This window comes from Hydrogenophaga sp. FG152 (genome assembly GCF_057809615.1).
Window position 1 is genome coordinate 126,549 of the sequence record NZ_JBMDKH010000003.1, and the last position, 16,965, is coordinate 143,513.

Here is a 16,965-nt window from a genome sequence, read left to right on the forward strand (position 1 = left end):
AGGACTCAGGCCGCGTCCCACACCAGAAGCTGGATGGGTGTCGGGTTGTAGGCGTTGCAGGGGTTGTTGAGCTGCGGGCAGTTGCTGATCAGCACCCACAGATCCATCTCGGCGCGCATCTCCACGTACTTGCCGGGGCCGGACACGCCGTCCTCGAAACTCAGCGCACCCTCGGCCGTCACCGGCACGTTCATGAAGAAGTTGATGTTGGGCACCAGGTCGCGCTTGCCCAGGCCCACGTCCGCATGCTGAAGGGCGATAAGGTAGTTGTCGCGGCAGCTGTGCATGTACTTCTTCTGCAACGCGTAGCGCACCGTGTTGCTCTCGGCCGCGCATGCGCCGCCCAGCGTGTCGTGCCGGCCGCAGGTGTCGGCCACGATGGTGAGCATGGGCTTGCCGTCGTTGCTGCGGATCACCGAGCCGGTGGTGAGGTAGATGCCGCCCTGGCGCTGCATGGTGTCGGTGGCGCTGTAGTGCTCGGCCGGGTCGTGCCGGTTGTAGAACAGCACGTCGGCGGCCTGGTTGCCTTCCAGGTCCACGATGCGCAGCGTCTGCCCGCGCTTCACCTCGAACAGGATGGGCTCGCCCGCCGGGTGGCGCTGGTTGAGCACGGCGTGCGCGGGGTCGAGCGCGCTTTCCTGCAGGCGGATGGCGGTGGCGGTGGTGTTCATGGTCATCGTCTCCCTCACAGGTACAGCAGGTCGGTGTTGTGCAGGGCGCGCGCGTTCTCGGGCCGGAAGGCGCGGCACACGTCGTCGGCCGGTGCGGCACCGCATCGCCAGGCCACCAGGCCCACCTTCTTCGGTGCATAGGTCGACTTGGGGTCGAGGCCATGCGGCGCGGTGCTGATGGCGGCGATCACGTCCATGTCGAAGCGCAGCTCCACGAAGTCACCGGCTTTCGCGTGGTCCGGCACGAAGGCGAAGCGGCCCTGTGCGTCCACCCCCACCTTGCTGAACAGGTTGACCGGCGCGATCAGGTCGCGCTTGCCGAGGCCGTGCTTGCCGATCTCGATCAGCAACCCGTCCTTGCCCGAGCGGTGCATGGCATTGCGGTGCGCTTCGTAGCGCTGCTCGCCGTATTTCTGCTGCATCAGCTCGCTGTCGAGCAGTGCGCCCAGCGGGTCGTGCCAGCCCAGGCTGTCTGCCGTGAAGCTGGCCATGCTGCGGCCCATGTCGCTCATCAGCACATGGCCGCGCGTGTAGTGCGCCGTGTGCTGGGCCTTGAGCGAGTCCGGCATGTTGTAGCGCTCCAGCTTTTCCTGCGCGCTGTAGAGCACCAGGCTCACGTTCGCGCCGGCCTCCAGTGCCACGAAGCGGATCGCGCTGCCGCGCGGCATGCGCCAGCCCCAGTGGCTGCCGCCGGGCACGATCTCGCTCCACATCACCCGGTGGGTGTCCACGCCCGCGAGCGTGGGGGCGGGAAAGCCTTGCCAGAACGCGGGGGCGTCCACCGGGGTGTCGTCGAGGGTGTGGTTCATGTGTGGGGTCTTCGGAAAAAGGCTTCAAACGGGGGCGCCCGTCATGCGCTGGAGCTGCTCCAGGTCGGTCTTCATGCCCGAGGTCTCGCGGATGCGGTCCAGGATGTCGCGCTTGAGGCGCACGAACTCCGGCGCGTGCTTCAGGTCCTGCGTGCGCTGGTCGCCAAAGGGCACCTCGTAGACGGTGTCGATGCGCCCCGGGCGTGGCGCCATCAGCACCACGCGACCACCCAGGTACAGCGCTTCCTCCACGTCGTGCGTCACGAACACGATGGTGGCCTTCTCCAGCCTGTGCACGTAGCGGATCAGGTCGTGCATCACCTCGCGCGTCTGCGCGTCCAGCGCGCCGAAGGGTTCGTCCATCAGCACGATGTCGGGTCGGCCCATCAGCGCGCGCGCGATCGCCACGCGCTGCTGCATGCCGCCCGAGAGCTGGTTGGGCCAGGCGTGGCCCATGGCCTCCAGGCCCATCAGGCGCAACAGCGCATCGGCCCGGCCGTCGGCCGCCTCCACATCCGACGAGGTGCGACCTTCGGTGTGCGCGGCCAGCTGGCGGCAGAACTTGATGTTCTGGCACACCGTCATCCAGGGGTACAGGCTGTAGTGCTGGAACACCATGGCGCGGTCGATGCCCGGGCCGGTCACGGCCTGGCCGTCCACCAGCAGGTCGCCGCGGGTCTGCACCTCCAGCCCGCCGATGGTGCGCAGCAGGGTGGACTTGCCGCAGCCCGAGGCGCCCACGAAGGTGACGAACTCGTTGGCGCGGATGTCCAGGTTGATGCCTTCGAGCGCGTTTACCGGCGCGCCGGCGAAGCGCTTGAACACATCGCGGATCGCGATCTTGGGCACAGGTTGGGTGTGGGGGTGTGGGGTGCTCATCGCATCAGCCCTTCAAGTACAGCCAGGGAAAGGCGCGGCGGTGCGCCAAACGGAAGAGCTGGTCCGTCACCAGCCCGATGAGACCGATGACGATGATCCCGGCGAAGATCGTGTCCGTCTGCAGGAAGCGCTGCGCGCGCAGGATCGCGTAACCCAGGCCCGAGTTCGCGGCCACCAGCTCGGCCACCACCAGGTAGGTCCAGGCCCAGCCCATGGTGATGCGCAGCGTGTCCAGCAAGGCCGGCTTGGCGCTCGGGAAGATCACCTTCTCGATCAGCTCCGAGCGGTTCGCGCCCATGGTCTGCGCCGCCTCCACCTGCGCGGCCGGCACGCGGCGCACGTCCTCGGCCACCATCAGCACCATCTGGAAGAAGGTGCCGATGAAGATGATGGCGATCTTGGAGCCTTCGCCAATGCCCACCCACAGCATCACCAGCGGAATGAAGGCCACCGCCGGCATGTAGCGGATGAAATCCGTCAGCGGCTCCAGCAGCGCCTGCACCGCGCGGTACGAGCCGATGAACAGACCCAGAGGCAGCGCGATCACCGCCGAGAGCAGAAAGCCCGTGACCACGCGGTAGATGCTGATGCCCATGTCATCGAGCAGGCCGGTTTCGGTGAGCCAGGTCCAGGTCTTGGTCAGCACCTGCAGCGGGGCGGGGAGAAACACCGGGTCCAGCCCGCCGAAGGCCGCCAGCACCGCCCAGAGCACCAAAGGGGTGAACAGGCCGATGAGCGCAAGCACCCAATAGGTGCGCCGGGCGATGGGCGCACGCACCGTCCAGAGGCGGTGGGTGCGGCGGCGCCGGGCGCCGGCTTGCGGCGCGCGGATCTCGATGGCGGGTGGCGAGGAAGACATGCGGGCTCCTGAACGGGGAAACAAAAGCGGAGAGGCGTCGTGCTTGCGCTTCACAGCGCGCAGCAGCGTCTCCCGGGCTTTTGTCCCTCCGTGGAGCCACACGATCGTGGCCGACCGCTCTCGGACCAGACAGCGCCGCGTGTCTGTCTTTCAGTTGGTGGTCAACTGCGCGGCGCCCGGAACCCTAGCGGTCTTCAAGGCTGGCGGTGTGCGGTGTCGGGCACAGCGCCTCTCTGGCTCAGGGTGTTAGCAACTGCTGTGCCAGCAGCCGACAGGCGTTCCCGCTCCAGGCCATCGAAGACCCCGTCTCAGTCGTCCGACCCGGACGCGTCCTCGACATAGGCCTGCAGCGCCGCGACGGTGTCCGTGAGCCCGTTCATGAACAGCACCAGCTCGTGGTTGAGCGCGTACAGCATCGCGCCCGCTTCCATTTGCGCGGCCGGGATGCCCGAGGTGTCGCGCATGCGTTTGAGGCCTTCGGGCATGAGGATGCGCTCGGTGCGTTGGTAAAGCGGCATCAGCTGGCGCAGCTGGCCGATCTGGGTCGATGCCCTTTGGGTGAGCACGCGAACCCGGTGCGACGCGTCGTAGGAAAAGGTGAGGGAAGCGCTGCGCTTGCGCGGCGCGCGCAAATCCATTGGAGATTTTTTGGCTTTGGTGACCATGTCGGCCTCCCGGTCGTGTGTTTGACACACCGCCGCCCCCTCTCTTGTGGAGCTGGAGCGGCGGCCCGAACAGGTTGACGTGCCAGTCCCACGCTGCGCGAAGCCGGCGGGCCTTGTAGCGACGGAGGCGGAACGTCAACTCCGATCACGCTGTTGTGACGTGAGCGGGGCAGTATAGCGACGCGGTTCTTCCGCCACGGTGCATGAGCCCCGGCATTTCCCATGCACGCAGCCGGTGCGTACACTCGCACACCCCACCACCACCCGACAGCAGCCCCAGCCATGAGCGATTGGAAAACCCAGCAGATGATCAAGGCCTCCGGCTGGCCCCTGGCCCCGGAGCTGCTGGCCGCGCCCGACGCCGACTTCAACGCGCGGCTGGACGGCGGGCTGGTGCCGCTTCACTGGGCCTGCCGCGAGGGCAAGGCGGGTCTGGTCAAGCACATGATCGAGCACGGTGCCAACGTGCTCGATGTGGCCGAGTCGGACGGCCGTGCGCCGCTGGCGATGGCCGTGGGTTCAGGCAGCTTTCAGGCCGTGATGCTGGTGATGGACCGCCTCAAGGCCATCGGCGCGCCGCCGCCCGATGAGGCGATGCGGCGCTGGCTGACCAACACGTTCGGCAAGGCCCACGCAGACGCGAAGAACCGCCTGCTGCAGACGCTCAAAGATTGGGATCGGCTGGCTCGGAAGAAGCCTGCGTAGCCGGGTCTTGCGTCGCGTCCGCGATCTGCGCGGCCAGGGCCGACAAGGTGTCGGACACCCGGTGGATGTGGGTTTGCATTTGCCTATTGAGCGCGTGGAGCAGGACGGCCACGTCTTTTCGCGTGACGGATTGCGCGGCGTCTTCGGGCTTCTTGCTGGCGGCGCCCAGCGCGGCGTGGCGCTCGGCGATGCGGTAGGCCACCATCAGGTCGGACAGCATGGCCACCTGTTTCGATGCCTTGGAGGTGCACTCCAGGATCTTGCGGCTGGCCGCTGGGGTGAGCGAGAGGGTGGGTGGCTTGGTGCGCGGCAGTCGCCTGCGCATGCCGACGGTCGCGTTGGGCTTGGTGGCCATGGGTGCTTCCCTGCGAAACGGGTGGATGATCCGCCGCCCCCGGGTAGGGGGCGGCGGCCCGAACAGGTGGGCGTACCGTCCTCCGTTTGCACTTCGTCGGCGAGCCTTGCGGCTCCCCGCTCGGGCCGCCAAAACTTGGAGGCACGAACAAGCAAGCCGCAGTGCGACTGCGGTGGAAGCGCTACGGCTTGCGTCGTAACGGAGGTACGGGACGCCCATCCCGATCACGTCTTTGTGTGACGAGACCGGGGCAGTATAGCCACGCGAGTCCTCACCAGGTGACGGCGATGTACTTGGTCTCCATGTACTCGTGCATGCCCTCGGCCGCGCCTTCGCGCCCCAGGCCGCTCTGCTTCACGCCACCGAAGGGCGCGGCCGGGTCGGACACCAGGCCCCGGTTCACGCCCACCATGCCGAACTCCAGTCGCTCGGCCAGCTTGAGGCCTTGCGCCAGGTCGGCGCTGTAGAGGTAGGCGGTGAGGCCGTACTCGGTGTCGTTGGCGTGCTTCACCATGGCTTCCACGCCGCCCTTCACGCGCACGATGGGGGCGACGGGGCCGAACACCTCTTCTTTCAGGATGCGCGCGTCCAGCGGCACGTCGCCCAGCACGGTGGGTTCGTAGAAGTGGCCGGGGCCGGGCACCTTCTTGCCGCCGCACAGAATCTTCGCGCCGCGCGAGACGGCGTCCTGCACCAGTTCGTCCACCTTCTTGCGCGTGGGTTCGTCCACCAGGCTGCCGACCTGGTGGTTTTCGTCCAGCCCGTGGCCGATGCGCAGGGCCTGCATGCGTTTCACGAACTCGGCGGTGAAGGCGTCGCAGACGGCGTCGCCCGCGTAGAAGCGGTTGGCGGCGGTGCAGGCTTCGCCCATGTTGCGCATCTTGGCAATCATGGCGCCGTCCACCGCGTCTTTCACGTTGGCGCCGTCGAGCACCAGGAAGGGCGCGTTGCCGCCGAGTTCCATCGGGGTCTTGAGCACCTGGTCGGCGGCGGACTTGATGAGTTTCTGCCCCACCTCGGTGGAGCCGGTGAACGAGACCAGGCGCACGCGCGGGTCGTGCAGCCACATGTCCACCAGCGCGCCCGACTTCGTGGTGGGCACGATGTTGACCACGCCCTTGGGCACGCCGGCTTCGGCCAGCAGGTCGGCCAGCGCGAGCATGCTCAGCGGCGTCATGCCGGCGGGCTTCACCAGCACGGTGCAGCCGGCGGCGAGCGCGGGCGCGATCTTGCGCGTGCCCATGGCGGCGGGGAAGTTCCACGGCGTCACGAGCACCACCACGCCGATGGGCTGGTGCTGCACGAGGATGCGGTAGCCGCCGGCGGGCGCGTGGCTCACGCTGCCCAGGTTGCGGCAGGCTTCTTCGGAATACCAGCGGAAGAACTCGGCGGCGTAGCGCACCTCGGCCCGGCTGTCGGCCAGGGGTTTGCCGTTTTCCAGGGTGATGATCTTCGCCAGGGGTTCCAGGCGCTCGATCATCAGTGCGTGCACCTTGCGCAGCACCTCGGCGCGGGTGCGCGGCGGGGTGGCGCTCCAGTCGGGCAGGGCGGTGGCGGCGGCGTCCACCGCGGCCCGGCCGTCGTCCAGGCCGCCGTCGGCCACCTGGGCGATCATCTCGCCGGTGGCGGGGTCCGTCACGTCGAAGCTCTTGCCGCCTTGGGAGGGCCGCCACTCGCCGTCGATGTAGAGCTGGGTGGGGCAGGGGGGAAGCTGGTGCATGCGCGTCTCCTTGAAAGGGCCGGTCAGCTCACCGTGGCCACCGGGTGGCGGCCGGTGAAGAAGTCGCCGTTGGGCAGGTCCGTCGGCGTGATGCCCGATTTGACCAGAGCCTGGCGCAAACTGTTCATGGTGCCTTCGTTGATGCGCATGGTGGGCTGGCGCAGCGGGCCGCCGTTGAAGCCGTTGAGCCAACCTTCGTATTTCCACAGCATGCGATTGAGGAACTGTGCCTGCGCCGAATAGGCATTGGCGGCGGCGCGGGCTTTGCGCGCGGGGTTGATCTGCCAGTAGAGGGCGGTGGCCTCGTCGTGCTTCTGTTCCTGGATGAGCTTGAAGATGCGCGGGATCATGCCGCCGTAGTACTCGGTGTCGCTGGTGCCGATGAACTGGATGGGCACGAGCTGGCCGAGCGCGAGCGCGAACTGCTCCAGCGGCATGGTGACCACCACTTCCTTGCTGAACAGGCGGTACGCCTCCACCCAGCCCATGATGCTGGGCATGCCGCCTTCGGCTTTCAGCGCGCAGATGTTGGGGCAGTCGTCGAGCAGGCGGCGGATGAGGGCGGCGTCGATGTCCGAGGGGTGCACGCGGTCGAAGCCCCAATGCGGCACCTGGAACAGCATCACGCCCAGGCTGGTGGCGTCGCAGAAGGCCTTGGTGTAGTCGTAGATGTCCTGCGAGGTGGCGGCGTAGAAGTTGGCCGGGTACGAGAGCAGGATGAGCGCGGCGCCGTTGCGCTCGGCGATCCTGGCGGCCTCGATGTTCTCTTCCAGCGTGTTGAAGCTGGCGTGGTGGATGAGTTGCAGCCGGTCTTTCGCTTCATCGTGCGACCACTGGAAGAACTGCTCGTACTCGGCCAGGCTCATCGCCACTTCGGAGACCAGCAGCGTGCCCGAGAAGCCGAGTGCGATCTCGTGGCGGATGTCGTGCCGGATGCCCTTTTCGTTCAGGCCCTTGAGGTCGGCGGTGAAGGAGGGGATGACCACGTTGGCCACGCCCTTGAGGTGGGCGTGGGCCCATTCGCGTGCTTCGTTTCTTTTGTAGAGTGCCATGTTGATGTCCTTTGGGATGATGAGAGGAAAGATGGGCGAGCGAGACCTCGGTGTCGAGACACCGGCATCGGCGAGAAGAACCGCTTACTGCTTGTAGGAAAACTGGATCGGCAGCGGCACGGCCAGGCCGGCGGCCACGGCGCGTTCGTAGATGAGTTCGGCGGCCACGATGTCCTGCAGCGCGGAGCCGACGGACTTGAACATCGGCAGCGTGCCGGTGTGTGCGATCTCGCCGCGCACCAGCGCGTTGAGCGAATGCATCTTGTGGCCGAAGGCGATGCCGGCGGCGGTGGCCGCGCGCATGTCGCCGGACTCGTGGGTCACTTCGTCGGGCATGTCGCTCACGATGAGGTCGCATCGTTGAATCACGCTCACATCGATCTCGCGCTGCACCGGCAGCGTGGAGCCCACCGAGACCAGCAGCATGCCGGGCGCCAGCGCGTCGGCGCGCAGGATGGGCGATTCGTCGTGCGAGCGCGCGGCGGCAATGGCCACGCTGGCCCCGCGCAGCGCCTCGGCCGGCGTGGCGGCGGTTTCGCAGCGGATGCCGAGCGCGGTGGAAAAGTCGGCGGCGAACTTCTCTCGGTTGGCCGGTGTGGGGCTGTACACGCGCAGGCTTTCCACCGGGCGCAGCGAGGCCATGGCCTGCACATGCGAGCGCGCTTCGGCGCCGCTGCCCAGCACGCCCAGGCGCATGGGCGCGTTCGGTGCCAACGCGTCCACGAACAGCGCGGACGTGGCGGCGGTGCGAAAGGCGGTGATCTTGTTCGCGTCGATCAGCGCGCGGATTTCACCGCTGTCCTGCTCGGCCAGCGAGATGAGGTAGTTCATGCCCTTGTTGCGCCCCCGGCCGAACACCTTGGCGCCCATGAAACGCTGGCCCGGCGGCACGGCGGCCAGCGCGCGAAGCGAGGCGTCGGGCCCCTTGGCGAAGGTGCGCGGCGGGCTGGTGCGTTCGTCGTAAGGTTGGGCGTAGGCCGCGCGCAGCGCGGGGATGAGCGCGTCCCAGGTCATGAGCTGCTCGATGGCCTCCGTGCCGATGAACACCGGGTTCCTGGGGGTCATCGGGCCTTCCCTTGCGCTTCGCTCTGGGCGATGCGCCGCGTGATGACGGCGATGGCCTTCACGTAGCCCGACCAGAAGCTGGCGAACTCGTTGCCCGCCACGTACTTCACCGCGCCGCCGGTCTGCGTGACCATCTGCTTGAACTCGGCGTCCTGCGCGGCGGCCTCCACGGCCTGGCGCAGCTTGCGCTCCACCGCCTCGGGCGTGCCGGCCGGGATGAACACCGCCGTGCCGGCCACGGTGTCGAAGTTGACGCCCTGGTCTTTCATGCGCGGCAGGCCGGCGGGTTCGGTCCAGGGCTCGTCACCGGCCGTGGCGAGGTAGCGCAGCCGGCCCGCTTTCACCTGCGTGGCGGTGAGCGCGCGCGAGAGCAGGGCGAAGTCCACCTCGCCTGCGATCAGCGCGTTGAGCAGCGGCCCACCGCCCTGGTAGGGGATGTGGCGGGCATCGATGCCGGCGGTGTCCACGAAGGCTTCGGAGCGCACATGCACTTCGCCGAAGAAGCCGGTGGAGCCGAAGGTGAGGGCGTTGGGCCTGGCCTTGGCGGCGGCGATCAGTTCGCGAAAGCTCTTGTAGGGGCTGGCCTCGGGCACGACCATGGCCACCGGCTCCGCACTGAGCAGCGCCACGGGCGTGAGCTGGTCGAGCGTGAAGGGCGGCTTCTGTTTGTTGACCACGGCCTGCTCGGGCAGGCTGGCCACGCTCAGCAGCGAGAGCAGCACGGTGTGGCCGTCGGCCGGTGCGTTGGCGACCTGACTGACGCCGATGGCACCGCCCGCGCCGGCCTTGTTCACCACCAGCACGGTCTGCTTGAGCGCGCGCTGCAGGGCGGGCTGCAGGGCGCGCGCCATGTTGTCCGCGGTGCCGCCGGGTGGGAAAGGCACGATGAGGCTGATGGGCCTGTCGGGGTACTCCGCGTGGGCGGGGCCCGCCGCGACGAGCGAGGCGGCCGCGAGGACGGCTGCCAGAACCTGGGTCTTCATGCTGCTGGTCTCCTGGTTTTGGGGGAACGTTCAACACCAATTGGTTTAAATTGGTTGGTTATGATCTGCTTTGGTTCAACTTTAGGCGAGTTGATGGGCGGGAAAGATCGGTTATTACCCGAGGTTTCGAGGCTGTTTTTGCCGCATTGGTCTAAACCAATTAAGTCCAATCTAGAATGCGCGCCATGACCAACACCGCTTCACTGCAGATCAAGACCGACTCCATGGAGTCCCTGCGCATGGAACTGCTCAAGGGCTTGCAGAGCGGCAGCTGGCCCCCGGGCAGCCGCCTGCCCACCGAGCGCGATCTGTGCGCGACCTTTGGTGTGAGCCGCTCGGGGCTGCGGCGCGTGCTGGCCGAGTTGCGCGAGCAGGGACTGATCACGCAAAAGGTGGGCAGCGGCACCTATGTGGCGGAGAAACCCGGCAAGGCCGAGGTCGGGGCGGGGCGTTTTCTGGCTGTGCCCTCAGTGAGCCCGGCCGAGCTGATGGAGGCACGGCTGCTGCTGGAGCCGATGCTGGTGGACCTCATCGTGAACAACGCCACCACGGCGGATTTTGATCGGCTGGAGGACTGTTGCGCGCGGGCCGAGGCGGCGCAGACGCTGGAAGAATTCGAGAAGCTCGACAGCGCCTTGCACGAGCAACTCGCGCTGGCCACACAGAACGCGCTGTTCATCAGCGTGTTCCGTCTGATGGCCGAGATTCGGGACAGCGGCGAGTGGGGCTTTCTGAAAGAGAAGGTGCTGACGGCCGAGCGGCGCGCCGTGCTGCAGAAGGAGCACCGCCAGATCGTGGCGGCGCTGCGCCAGCGGGACGTGGACACCGCGCGGCGCGCGATCTTCGACCACCTCGCGCAGGCGCGGCTGAATCTGCTGTGGCGCATCTGACCGGTCTCGGGTTGGCATGCCCGAGACCGTCTTTCAGGTCATCGCTGCGGGCTCGGCAGCATAGGGAGCAGGAGGTCTCTTTGAGTGGCCGGCAGCTTCTCGATGGCACCCTGTGTTTTTTCCACGAGCGCCTTCCTTCCGCTGACGCTCACCCAATGACCTGAGTCGAAGTAGGTTCTGAGCAGCTGTGTCCAGGTGTGCAAATGGGGGGGCGAAAGGTCCTCGACCTGCATCGACAGGAACAGGTCGAGCAGCTCTGCTGCCTTCTTTGAATAGATCGGAGAGTTTGTTGTTGCCCGGACGGTTGCGTCCAAAGGCCCGAGGCGCCATTCCGGTCGGGTGAGCTGCTTGATGGCGTGCAGCATGCTCGAGTACCTACCGTTCACATGAAAATTTATCGCAAACGGCCACGATGCAAGACGGGATGCCAGCACGCTCAATGGCGTGACCTGAAACTCGGGTTCCGAGCTTTCGATGTCGCTCATCAGGGCCTGAAACTCGGAGATGCCTGCTTCTGGGCGGACATCGACGGCCCCTGCGAGACCTTTCAAGGCCGCCATTCTCTGGTGAGGATCGGACAAGGACGTCGCGCCTGACCGCAGCTGAAGGAACTGCTCGCTGCGGGCTGCTCCCGAGAGCTTGTGGAGTTGCGACGCCTTGGCAGCGATCAGCCGGCCGGGTTGGCCTTCGCCGATCTTCTGCCCCAGGTACTTTCCAGTGAGCTGAAGGCTGAGCAAGGTCTTGTCGTCCACGAAGTCGGCGACCTGTTGCCAGACGGTGTTGAGCTTGGGCAGCAGCCCCATACCGTCGAGATAGGCCTCCCGCTGCGAATAGGAGAGCTCCTTCTGCCAGCGGTCGATCAGCGCCTTCTGTTGCCCGCTGGCTCCGGCGCACTGGCGGCCGATCTCCTTGAAGTAGCGGCTCTCTTTTCCCGCGCGGAGAGTGCCATTCAGAAGGTCTTCCACCTTGTCGTTGCGCTGCTTCTGCAAGAGCTTGTGCAAGAGGTCGGCATGGTCGAGAAACTCACGTTCTTCGCAGAAGTCGAGTTGTTGCTGAAGGGAGAGCGTGTCCAGCCATCGGTCGATGCTCTCCTTTTGGCCTGGGTTCGCATGGCTGTACTGGTGGCTCACCACCAAGATCATCCGGGGGTCGCTGTCGCTGCGCGCACCCTCGAGCAACACGCCGAGGGCACCGTCGTGCTGTTGGTCCAAGGCTTGGCTCAGCAGCTGGGAGAACTGATCTCTCCGGTCCAGGCGGGGAGATCCGTCGTTGAAGGTGTCCGCAGAGAAGGTCGTCGGGGCATTGGAAGGCGTGACTACGGGGTTCATGTCGGTCAGAGAGAAAGAAGGGAGAGACTGGTCAAGTGGGCCGCCGTGGCGGATGGTTCGGCCCGAGGAGGCTCGGCACGGTGGCAGAATCGCGCCTCCTCATCGGCAGCCTTCTTTTTCATGCACGCTCCTTCACCCGGCACGCTGGGCATCGACTTCGGCACCTCCAATTCCGCTGTTTCCTGGGCCGATGCCGGCGGCACCTCCCGGCTGCTGCCGCTCGAAGGCGAGGCCACGAACCTGCCCACGGCGGTGTTCTTCAACGTCGAAGACCGCCAAACGCACTTCGGCCGCGATGCCGTGGCGCATTACCTCAGCGGCACCGAAGGGCGCCTGCTGCGCTCGCTCAAGAGCCTGCTCGGCAGCCCGCTGCTGAACGAATCCACGGAGGTGAACCACCAGCAGGTGAGCTTCCAGCAGATCGTGGAGATCTTCCTGGCCGAGCTGCGCGAGCGCGCCGCGCGCACGCTGGGCCACGCACCCACGCGCGTGGTGATGGGTCGGCCGGTGCACTTCGTGGACGACGACCCCGAGCACGACGCCTTGGCCCAGCAGTCGCTGCACGAGGCGGCGCTGGCCGTCGGTTTCGAGGCCGTGTCGTTCCAGTTCGAGCCGATCGCCGCCGCGCTGGACCACGAGCGCCGCCTCACGCGCGAAAGCCTGGTGCTGGTGGTGGACGTGGGCGGGGGCACATCGGACTTCACGGTGGTGCGCCTGGGCCCGCAGCGCATGGCGCGGGCCGACCGCAGCGGCGACGTGCTGGCCACGGCGGGTGTGCACATCGGTGGCACGGACTTCGACCAGCGCCTGAGCCTGGCGCGCGTGATGCCGCTGCTGGGCTACCGGCACCACGGGCCGCAGGGCCGGGAAGTGCCCAACCGCGTGTTCATGGACCTGTCCACCTGGCACCTGATCCAGTGGCTGTACCTGCCGCGCGCGCTCAGTCAGGCGCAGGGGCTGCGCGTGAACTACACCGATGTGCGTCTGCACGAGCGCCTGATGCGCGTGCTGCGGCAGCGCGATGGGCACCGCATCGCGCACGAGGTGGAGCAGGCCAAGATCCGCTGCTCGCTGCAGGACGCGCCGACCCCGGTGGACCTGTCGGGTGTGGAGCCGGGCCTGGCCGCCGAACTCGCGCCGGGCGACATGGCGGCGCATCTGGACGCGCTGCTGGCGCGCGCGGTGCAATGCGCGCGCGAATGCGTGCGGCGCGCCGGGCTGGGCGATGCCTCGCTGGACGCGATCTACCTCACGGGTGGTTCGTCGGCCCTGCGGCCTTTCCAGCTCGCGCTGCAGGCCGAGTTCGCCGGTGTGCCGCTGGTGGAGGGCGACCTGTTCGGCGGCGTGGCCTCGGGGCTGGTGTACTCGCGGGCGTGAGCACCCGTGCGGGCGCTGCGCGAATACCACCGACGGCGCCCCCTTGTCTAGTTGGTGGATTTCCTATGGCGGCCCGATGGCCTGAACAGGAAGATGCGCGCTGACAAGAAGTTGTCACGCATTCATCGACGCCGACTGCCAGTGCTGCCAGTCAGGTGTTGGGCAAGAAAGCCCGAACCGGTTTGAACACCGGTTCGGGCTTTTTTTTGTTCTGCTCGTTCGCATGGGTTCCGGACAGGCCATGGCCTGCATCCGCTGGCGGAGCCCTGCGCGTGTCTGGCACGAAGGCGTGGATGTGACCGGCTGCTTGTCAGCCACCCCGGGGGTGGCAGGTTCTCAATCCGTCCATACCAACGCTAGGAGACAAGGCCATGAGTGAGATGAATCGTCGCGACATCGTGAAGACCGGTGGGTCCATGCTGATTCTGGGCGCCGCAGGCGGCCTGCCTGCCATCGCATCCGCGCAGGAGACCGTGAAACTCGGTCTGTTGCATTCGCTCTCGGGCACGATCGCGATCGCCGAAGCTTCGCTGGTGGACGCCGAGAAGATGGCCATCGACGAAATCAATGCCGCCGGCGGCGTGCTCGGCCGCAAGATCGAGGTCGTGGTCGAGGACGGCGCCAGCGAGAACTCGGTGTTCGCCGAGAAGGCCCGCAAGCTGCTGGAGCGCGACAAGGTCGCGGCCATCATCGGCTGCTACACCTCCGCCTCGCGCAAAGCCATCCTGCCGGCGCTGGGCCGCGCCAAGGGCCTGCTCTACTACCCGACCTACTACGAAGGCCAGGAGCAGGACAAGCAGGTGTTCTACCCCTCGCAGGAGGCCACGCAGTCGGTGATCGCCGCCGTCGAGTGGATGGCGCGCGAGAAGGGCAAGAGCTTCTTCCTGGTCGGCTCGGACTACATCTACCCCCGCACCTGCAACAAGATCGCCAAGCCCACCATCACCAAGGCCGGTGGCAAGGTGCTGGGCGAGGAGTACGCGCCCCTGGGCCACACCGAGTTCTCGTCCATCATCAACAAGATCAAGGCCGCCAAACCCGACTGCATCTACAGCACGGTGGTCGGTGGCTCCAACGTGGCCTTCTACAAGCAGCTGCGCGCCGCGGGCCTCGACGGCTCCAAGCAGACGCTGCTCTCCACCGTGGTGTCGGAGAACGAGGTCGAGGGCATCGGCAAGGACAACGCCGCCGGCTACTACGCCTGCATGGGTTACTTCCAGAGCATCAAGTCGCCCGCGAACGAGAAGTTCGTGAAGGCCTTCAAGGCCAAGTACGGCCAGGAGCGCGTCATCGGCGACCCGATGCAGGTGGCCTACAACAGCGTGTACCTCTGGAAGATGGCGGTGGAGAAGGCCAAGTCCTTCGACGTGGACAAGGTCATCGCCGCCTCCGGCGGCATCGAGCTGGAAGCGCCCGAGGGCACGGTGCGCATGCACGCCACCAACCACCACGTGTGGAAGAAGGTGCGGGTGGGCCGCGCGCGCGCCGACGGCCAGTTCGACATCGTGTGGGAAACGCCGTCCCTGATCGAGCCCAACCCGTTCCCCAAGATTTGACATCGCGGGGCAGGAGGCCGGCCGGTCGCCCGCGTGGGCGGCCGGTCGATTCCAACGATTCAGGAGTCGGTCAATGGGTTTCGACATTGCGGTGATGCAGGTGTTCAACGGCGTGAGCCTGTTCAGCATCCTGCTGCTGATGGCCATCGGTCTGGCCATCGTGTTCGGTCTGATGGGCGTGATCAACATGGCCCACGGTGAGTTGATGGCGCTGGGCGCCTACATGACCTACCTCGCGGCGCGCGGCTTCGAGCACTGGGCGCCCGAGTGGATGGGCATCTACCTGTTCGCGGCCATCCCGTTCGCGTTCTGCGTGACGTTCGCCTTTGGCTACGTGCTCGAGCGCGGCTTCATCCGCTTCTTCTACAACCGCCCGCTGGACACGCTGCTGGCCACCTGGGGGCTGAGCCTCATCCTGCAGCAGACCTACCGCACCGTGTTCGGCGCGCAGGAGGTCAGCGTGCCCTTGCCCGTGTGGCTGGCGGGCGCCTGGGAACCCACCGAGGGCATCCAGCTGCCGATCAACCGCATCTTCATCGTCGGCCTGACGATCGCCGTGGCCGTGGGCGTGTACCTGCTGCTGTACCGCACGCGCTGGGGCCTGAAGGTGCGCGCCGTCACGCAGAACCGCGCCATCGCCGGCGCCGTCGGCATCGACACCCACCGCGTGGACGCGCTCACCTTCGCGCTGGGCTCGGGCCTGGCGGGCATCGCCGGTTGCGTGTTCACCATGATCGGCTCGACCAACCCGGGCACGGGCCAGCTCTACATCGTCGACTCCTTCATCGTGGTCGTCTTCGGCGGCGTGCAGAGCCTGATCGGCACCGCGCTCTCGGCCCTGTCCATCGCGCAGGGCCAGACCTGGCTGGAGTTCCTCATGAGCGGCTCCATGGCCAAGGCCACCATCCTGCTGCTGGTGATCCTGGTTCTGTACTTCCGTCCCAACGGCCTGTTCGCCGTGCGTTCCAGGAGCTGAGCACCATGTCATCCCAGACGCACCGACTCGACTTCGCCAGCGCCATCGCGCTGATCGCCCTGCTGGCCATCGCGCTGCCCCTGCTGCTCGACCCGTTCCGCCTCAACCTCATCGGCAAGTACCTGGCGCTGGCCTTCGTCGCCATCGGCATCGTGCTCACCTGGGGCTATGGCGGCATCCTCAGCCTGGGGCAGGGCGTGTTCTTCGGACTGGGGGGCTACCTGATGGCCATGTTCCTCAAGCTGGAGGCTTCGGCCCCGGAGCTGCCCGACTTCATGGTGTGGAGCAGCGTGGAGACCTTGCCGGTCTGGTGGACGCCGTTCCGCTCGCTGGGCTGGACCGTGCTGGGCATCTTCGTGCTGCCGGCGGTGATCGCCTACCTGTTCTCGTTCGCGATCTTCCGCCGCCGGGTCAGCGGGGTGTATTTCGCCATCGTCACGCTGTCCCTGGCGCTCACCCTCACGGTGGTGGTGGTCGGGCAGCAGGGCGACACCGGTGGCGCCAACGGCATCACCGATTTCAAGACGCTGCTGGGCATGGACATCCTGAGCGACGAGGCTCTTCGGGTGCTGTACTTCGTCGAGGTGGCCTTCCTGGCCGTGGCCATGCTGCTGGCGCTCACGCTGGTGCGCACGCGCTTCGGCAAGATCCTGATCGCCATCCGCGACCGCGAGGACCGGGTGCGCTTCAGCGGCTACGACACCGCGCACATGAAGGCCTTCGTCTTCGCCTGCGGCGCGGTGCTGGCCTCGGTGGGCGGCGCGTTCTTCACGCTGCAGGTCGGCCTCATCTCGCCCAGCGTCATTGGCGTGGTGGCCTCGGTCGAGATGGTCATCTACGCCGCGGTGGGCGGGCGCCTGTCCATCCCCGGGGCCGTGGTGGGCGCGCTGCTCATCGGCTTTCTCAAGTCCTACCTGTCGGAGACCTTCCCCGAGGCCTGGCTGTACTTCCTCGGCGCGGTGTTCATCCTGGTGGTGTGGGTCATGCCCAACGGCCTGGCCGGTCTGAAGGACCAATGGTCGTCCCGCCGCGGCGGCGCGAGGAGCCCCGGATGAGCGCCCAACTCGCCATGCAC

General features: G+C 66.9%; 17 protein-coding genes and 1 riboswitch. Of the genes, 6 read left to right on the plus strand and 11 right to left on the minus strand.

What is annotated here, in order from left to right; translation table 11 throughout:
• Window positions 1-5: 5 nt before the first annotated feature.
• From ACODTB_RS05485 to ACODTB_RS05505, 5 genes are all read right to left on the minus strand, one after another.
• Window positions 6-671 carry an urea amidolyase associated protein UAAP2 gene (locus tag ACODTB_RS05485; RefSeq protein ID WP_488929149.1) on the minus strand — a complete coding sequence of 222 codons (666 nt, stop codon included), beginning with the start codon at window positions 669-671 and terminating at the stop codon, window positions 6-8.
• 14 nt (window positions 672-685) lie between these two features.
• Window positions 686-1,480, minus strand: coding sequence for an urea amidolyase associated protein UAAP1 (locus ACODTB_RS05490; protein ID WP_488929150.1), 795 nt, complete (start codon window positions 1,478-1,480; stop codon window positions 686-688).
• Between the two features lie 24 nt (window positions 1,481-1,504).
• A complete protein-coding gene (locus ACODTB_RS05495; RefSeq protein WP_291120645.1) occupies window positions 1,505-2,359 on the minus strand; it encodes an ABC transporter ATP-binding protein in 855 nt (284 codons plus the stop codon).
• Window positions 2,360-2,363: 4 nt separating this feature from the next.
• On the minus strand, window positions 2,364-3,218 hold the full coding sequence (locus ACODTB_RS05500; protein WP_291120643.1) for an ABC transporter permease: 855 nt from the start codon (window positions 3,216-3,218) through the stop codon (window positions 2,364-2,366).
• Between the two features lie 67 nt (window positions 3,219-3,285).
• Window positions 3,286-3,417: riboswitch (guanidine-I (ykkC/yxkD leader) on the minus strand.
• A gap of 109 nt (window positions 3,418-3,526) precedes the next feature.
• Window positions 3,527-3,883, minus strand: a complete 357-nt coding sequence (locus tag ACODTB_RS05505; protein WP_291120641.1) for a hypothetical protein — start codon at window positions 3,881-3,883, stop codon at window positions 3,527-3,529.
• A 282-nt stretch (window positions 3,884-4,165) separates the two neighbouring features.
• On the opposite strand from ACODTB_RS05505, the gene ACODTB_RS05510 reads away from it, so the two are divergent.
• Window positions 4,166-4,588, plus strand: a complete 423-nt coding sequence (locus ACODTB_RS05510) for an ankyrin repeat domain-containing protein (protein WP_291120640.1) — start codon at window positions 4,166-4,168, stop codon at window positions 4,586-4,588.
• Here the strand turns inward: ACODTB_RS05510 and ACODTB_RS05515 are convergent.
• From ACODTB_RS05515 to ACODTB_RS05535, 5 genes are all read right to left on the minus strand, one after another.
• Complete coding sequence (locus ACODTB_RS05515; RefSeq protein WP_291120638.1) at window positions 4,548-4,943, minus strand: hypothetical protein; 396 nt, start codon at window positions 4,941-4,943, stop codon at window positions 4,548-4,550. The genes ACODTB_RS05510 and ACODTB_RS05515 overlap by 41 nt on opposite strands.
• Window positions 4,944-5,214: 271 nt before the next feature.
• Window positions 5,215-6,663, minus strand: coding sequence for an NAD-dependent succinate-semialdehyde dehydrogenase (locus ACODTB_RS05520; RefSeq protein WP_291120636.1), 1,449 nt, complete (start codon window positions 6,661-6,663; stop codon window positions 5,215-5,217).
• A gap of 23 nt (window positions 6,664-6,686) precedes the next feature.
• Window positions 6,687-7,715 (minus strand): dihydrodipicolinate synthase family protein, encoded by a 1,029-nt coding sequence (locus tag ACODTB_RS05525; RefSeq protein WP_291120635.1) that lies wholly within the window; start codon window positions 7,713-7,715, stop codon window positions 6,687-6,689.
• 84 nt (window positions 7,716-7,799) lie between these two features.
• Entirely contained in the window at window positions 7,800-8,780 is a 981-nt protein-coding gene (locus ACODTB_RS05530; RefSeq protein ID WP_291120633.1) for an ornithine cyclodeaminase family protein, read from the minus strand.
• Window positions 8,777-9,763, minus strand: coding sequence for a tripartite tricarboxylate transporter substrate binding protein (locus tag ACODTB_RS05535; RefSeq protein WP_291120632.1), 987 nt, complete (start codon window positions 9,761-9,763; stop codon window positions 8,777-8,779). Before ACODTB_RS05535 ends, ACODTB_RS05530 begins: the two co-directional genes overlap by 4 nt.
• A 185-nt stretch (window positions 9,764-9,948) precedes the next feature.
• Between ACODTB_RS05535 and ACODTB_RS05540 the strand changes: the two genes are divergently transcribed.
• On the plus strand, window positions 9,949-10,653 hold the full coding sequence (locus tag ACODTB_RS05540; RefSeq protein ID WP_291120630.1) for a FadR/GntR family transcriptional regulator: 705 nt from the start codon (window positions 9,949-9,951) through the stop codon (window positions 10,651-10,653).
• 38 nt (window positions 10,654-10,691) lie between these two features.
• Here the strand turns inward: ACODTB_RS05540 and ACODTB_RS05545 are convergent, their stop codons facing one another.
• Window positions 10,692-11,981: a hypothetical protein gene (locus ACODTB_RS05545; RefSeq protein ID WP_291120629.1), complete on the minus strand. Its 1,290-nt coding sequence runs from the start codon at window positions 11,979-11,981 to the stop codon at window positions 10,692-10,694.
• A gap of 120 nt (window positions 11,982-12,101) precedes the next feature.
• Between ACODTB_RS05545 and ACODTB_RS05550 the strand changes: the two genes are divergently transcribed.
• From ACODTB_RS05550 to urtC, 4 genes are all read left to right on the plus strand, one after another.
• A complete protein-coding gene (locus tag ACODTB_RS05550) occupies window positions 12,102-13,358 on the plus strand; it encodes an Hsp70 family protein (RefSeq protein ID WP_291120628.1) in 1,257 nt (418 codons plus the stop codon).
• 371 nt (window positions 13,359-13,729) lie between these two features.
• Window positions 13,730-14,914, plus strand: coding sequence for an urea ABC transporter substrate-binding protein (urtA, locus tag ACODTB_RS05555; RefSeq protein ID WP_291120626.1), 1,185 nt, complete (start codon window positions 13,730-13,732; stop codon window positions 14,912-14,914).
• Window positions 14,915-14,987: 73 nt separating this feature from the next.
• On the plus strand, window positions 14,988-15,890 hold the full coding sequence (gene urtB, locus ACODTB_RS05560; RefSeq protein WP_291120624.1) for an urea ABC transporter permease subunit UrtB: 903 nt from the start codon (window positions 14,988-14,990) through the stop codon (window positions 15,888-15,890).
• 5 nt (window positions 15,891-15,895) lie between these two features.
• Complete coding sequence (gene urtC / locus ACODTB_RS05565; protein ID WP_291120622.1) at window positions 15,896-16,945, plus strand: urea ABC transporter permease subunit UrtC; 1,050 nt, start codon at window positions 15,896-15,898, stop codon at window positions 16,943-16,945.
• Window positions 16,946-16,965 lie beyond the last annotated feature (20 nt).

Bases quoted from the DNA above. Each gene is read 5' to 3' on its own strand.
- ACODTB_RS05490 (WP_488929150.1), bottom strand. From the start codon at position 1,480: ATGAACCACACCCTCGACGACACCCCGGTGGACGCCCCCGCGTTCTGG.
- ACODTB_RS05520 (WP_291120636.1), bottom strand. From the start codon at position 6,663: ATGCACCAGCTTCCCCCCTGCCCCACCCAGCTCTACATCGACGGCGAG.
- ACODTB_RS05495 (WP_291120645.1), bottom strand. From the start codon at position 2,359: ATGAGCACCCCACACCCCCACACCCAACCTGTGCCCAAGATCGCGATC.
- ACODTB_RS05540 (WP_291120630.1), top strand. From the start codon at position 9,949: ATGACCAACACCGCTTCACTGCAGATCAAGACCGACTCCATGGAGTCC.
- ACODTB_RS05485 (WP_488929149.1), bottom strand. From the start codon at position 671: ATGAACACCACCGCCACCGCCATCCGCCTGCAGGAAAGCGCGCTCGAC.
- urtA (WP_291120626.1), top strand. From the start codon at position 13,730: ATGAGTGAGATGAATCGTCGCGACATCGTGAAGACCGGTGGGTCCATG.
- ACODTB_RS05525 (WP_291120635.1), bottom strand. From the start codon at position 7,715: ATGGCACTCTACAAAAGAAACGAAGCACGCGAATGGGCCCACGCCCAC.
- ACODTB_RS05535 (WP_291120632.1), bottom strand. From the start codon at position 9,763: ATGAAGACCCAGGTTCTGGCAGCCGTCCTCGCGGCCGCCTCGCTCGTC.
- urtC (WP_291120622.1), top strand. From the start codon at position 15,896: ATGTCATCCCAGACGCACCGACTCGACTTCGCCAGCGCCATCGCGCTG.
- ACODTB_RS05505 (WP_291120641.1), bottom strand. From the start codon at position 3,883: ATGGTCACCAAAGCCAAAAAATCTCCAATGGATTTGCGCGCGCCGCGC.
- ACODTB_RS05545 (WP_291120629.1), bottom strand. From the start codon at position 11,981: ATGAACCCCGTAGTCACGCCTTCCAATGCCCCGACGACCTTCTCTGCG.
- ACODTB_RS05550 (WP_291120628.1), top strand. From the start codon at position 12,102: ATGCACGCTCCTTCACCCGGCACGCTGGGCATCGACTTCGGCACCTCC.
- ACODTB_RS05515 (WP_291120638.1), bottom strand. From the start codon at position 4,943: ATGGCCACCAAGCCCAACGCGACCGTCGGCATGCGCAGGCGACTGCCG.
- ACODTB_RS05530 (WP_291120633.1), bottom strand. From the start codon at position 8,780: ATGACCCCCAGGAACCCGGTGTTCATCGGCACGGAGGCCATCGAGCAG.
- ACODTB_RS05510 (WP_291120640.1), top strand. From the start codon at position 4,166: ATGAGCGATTGGAAAACCCAGCAGATGATCAAGGCCTCCGGCTGGCCC.
- ACODTB_RS05500 (WP_291120643.1), bottom strand. From the start codon at position 3,218: ATGTCTTCCTCGCCACCCGCCATCGAGATCCGCGCGCCGCAAGCCGGC.
- urtB (WP_291120624.1), top strand. From the start codon at position 14,988: ATGGGTTTCGACATTGCGGTGATGCAGGTGTTCAACGGCGTGAGCCTG.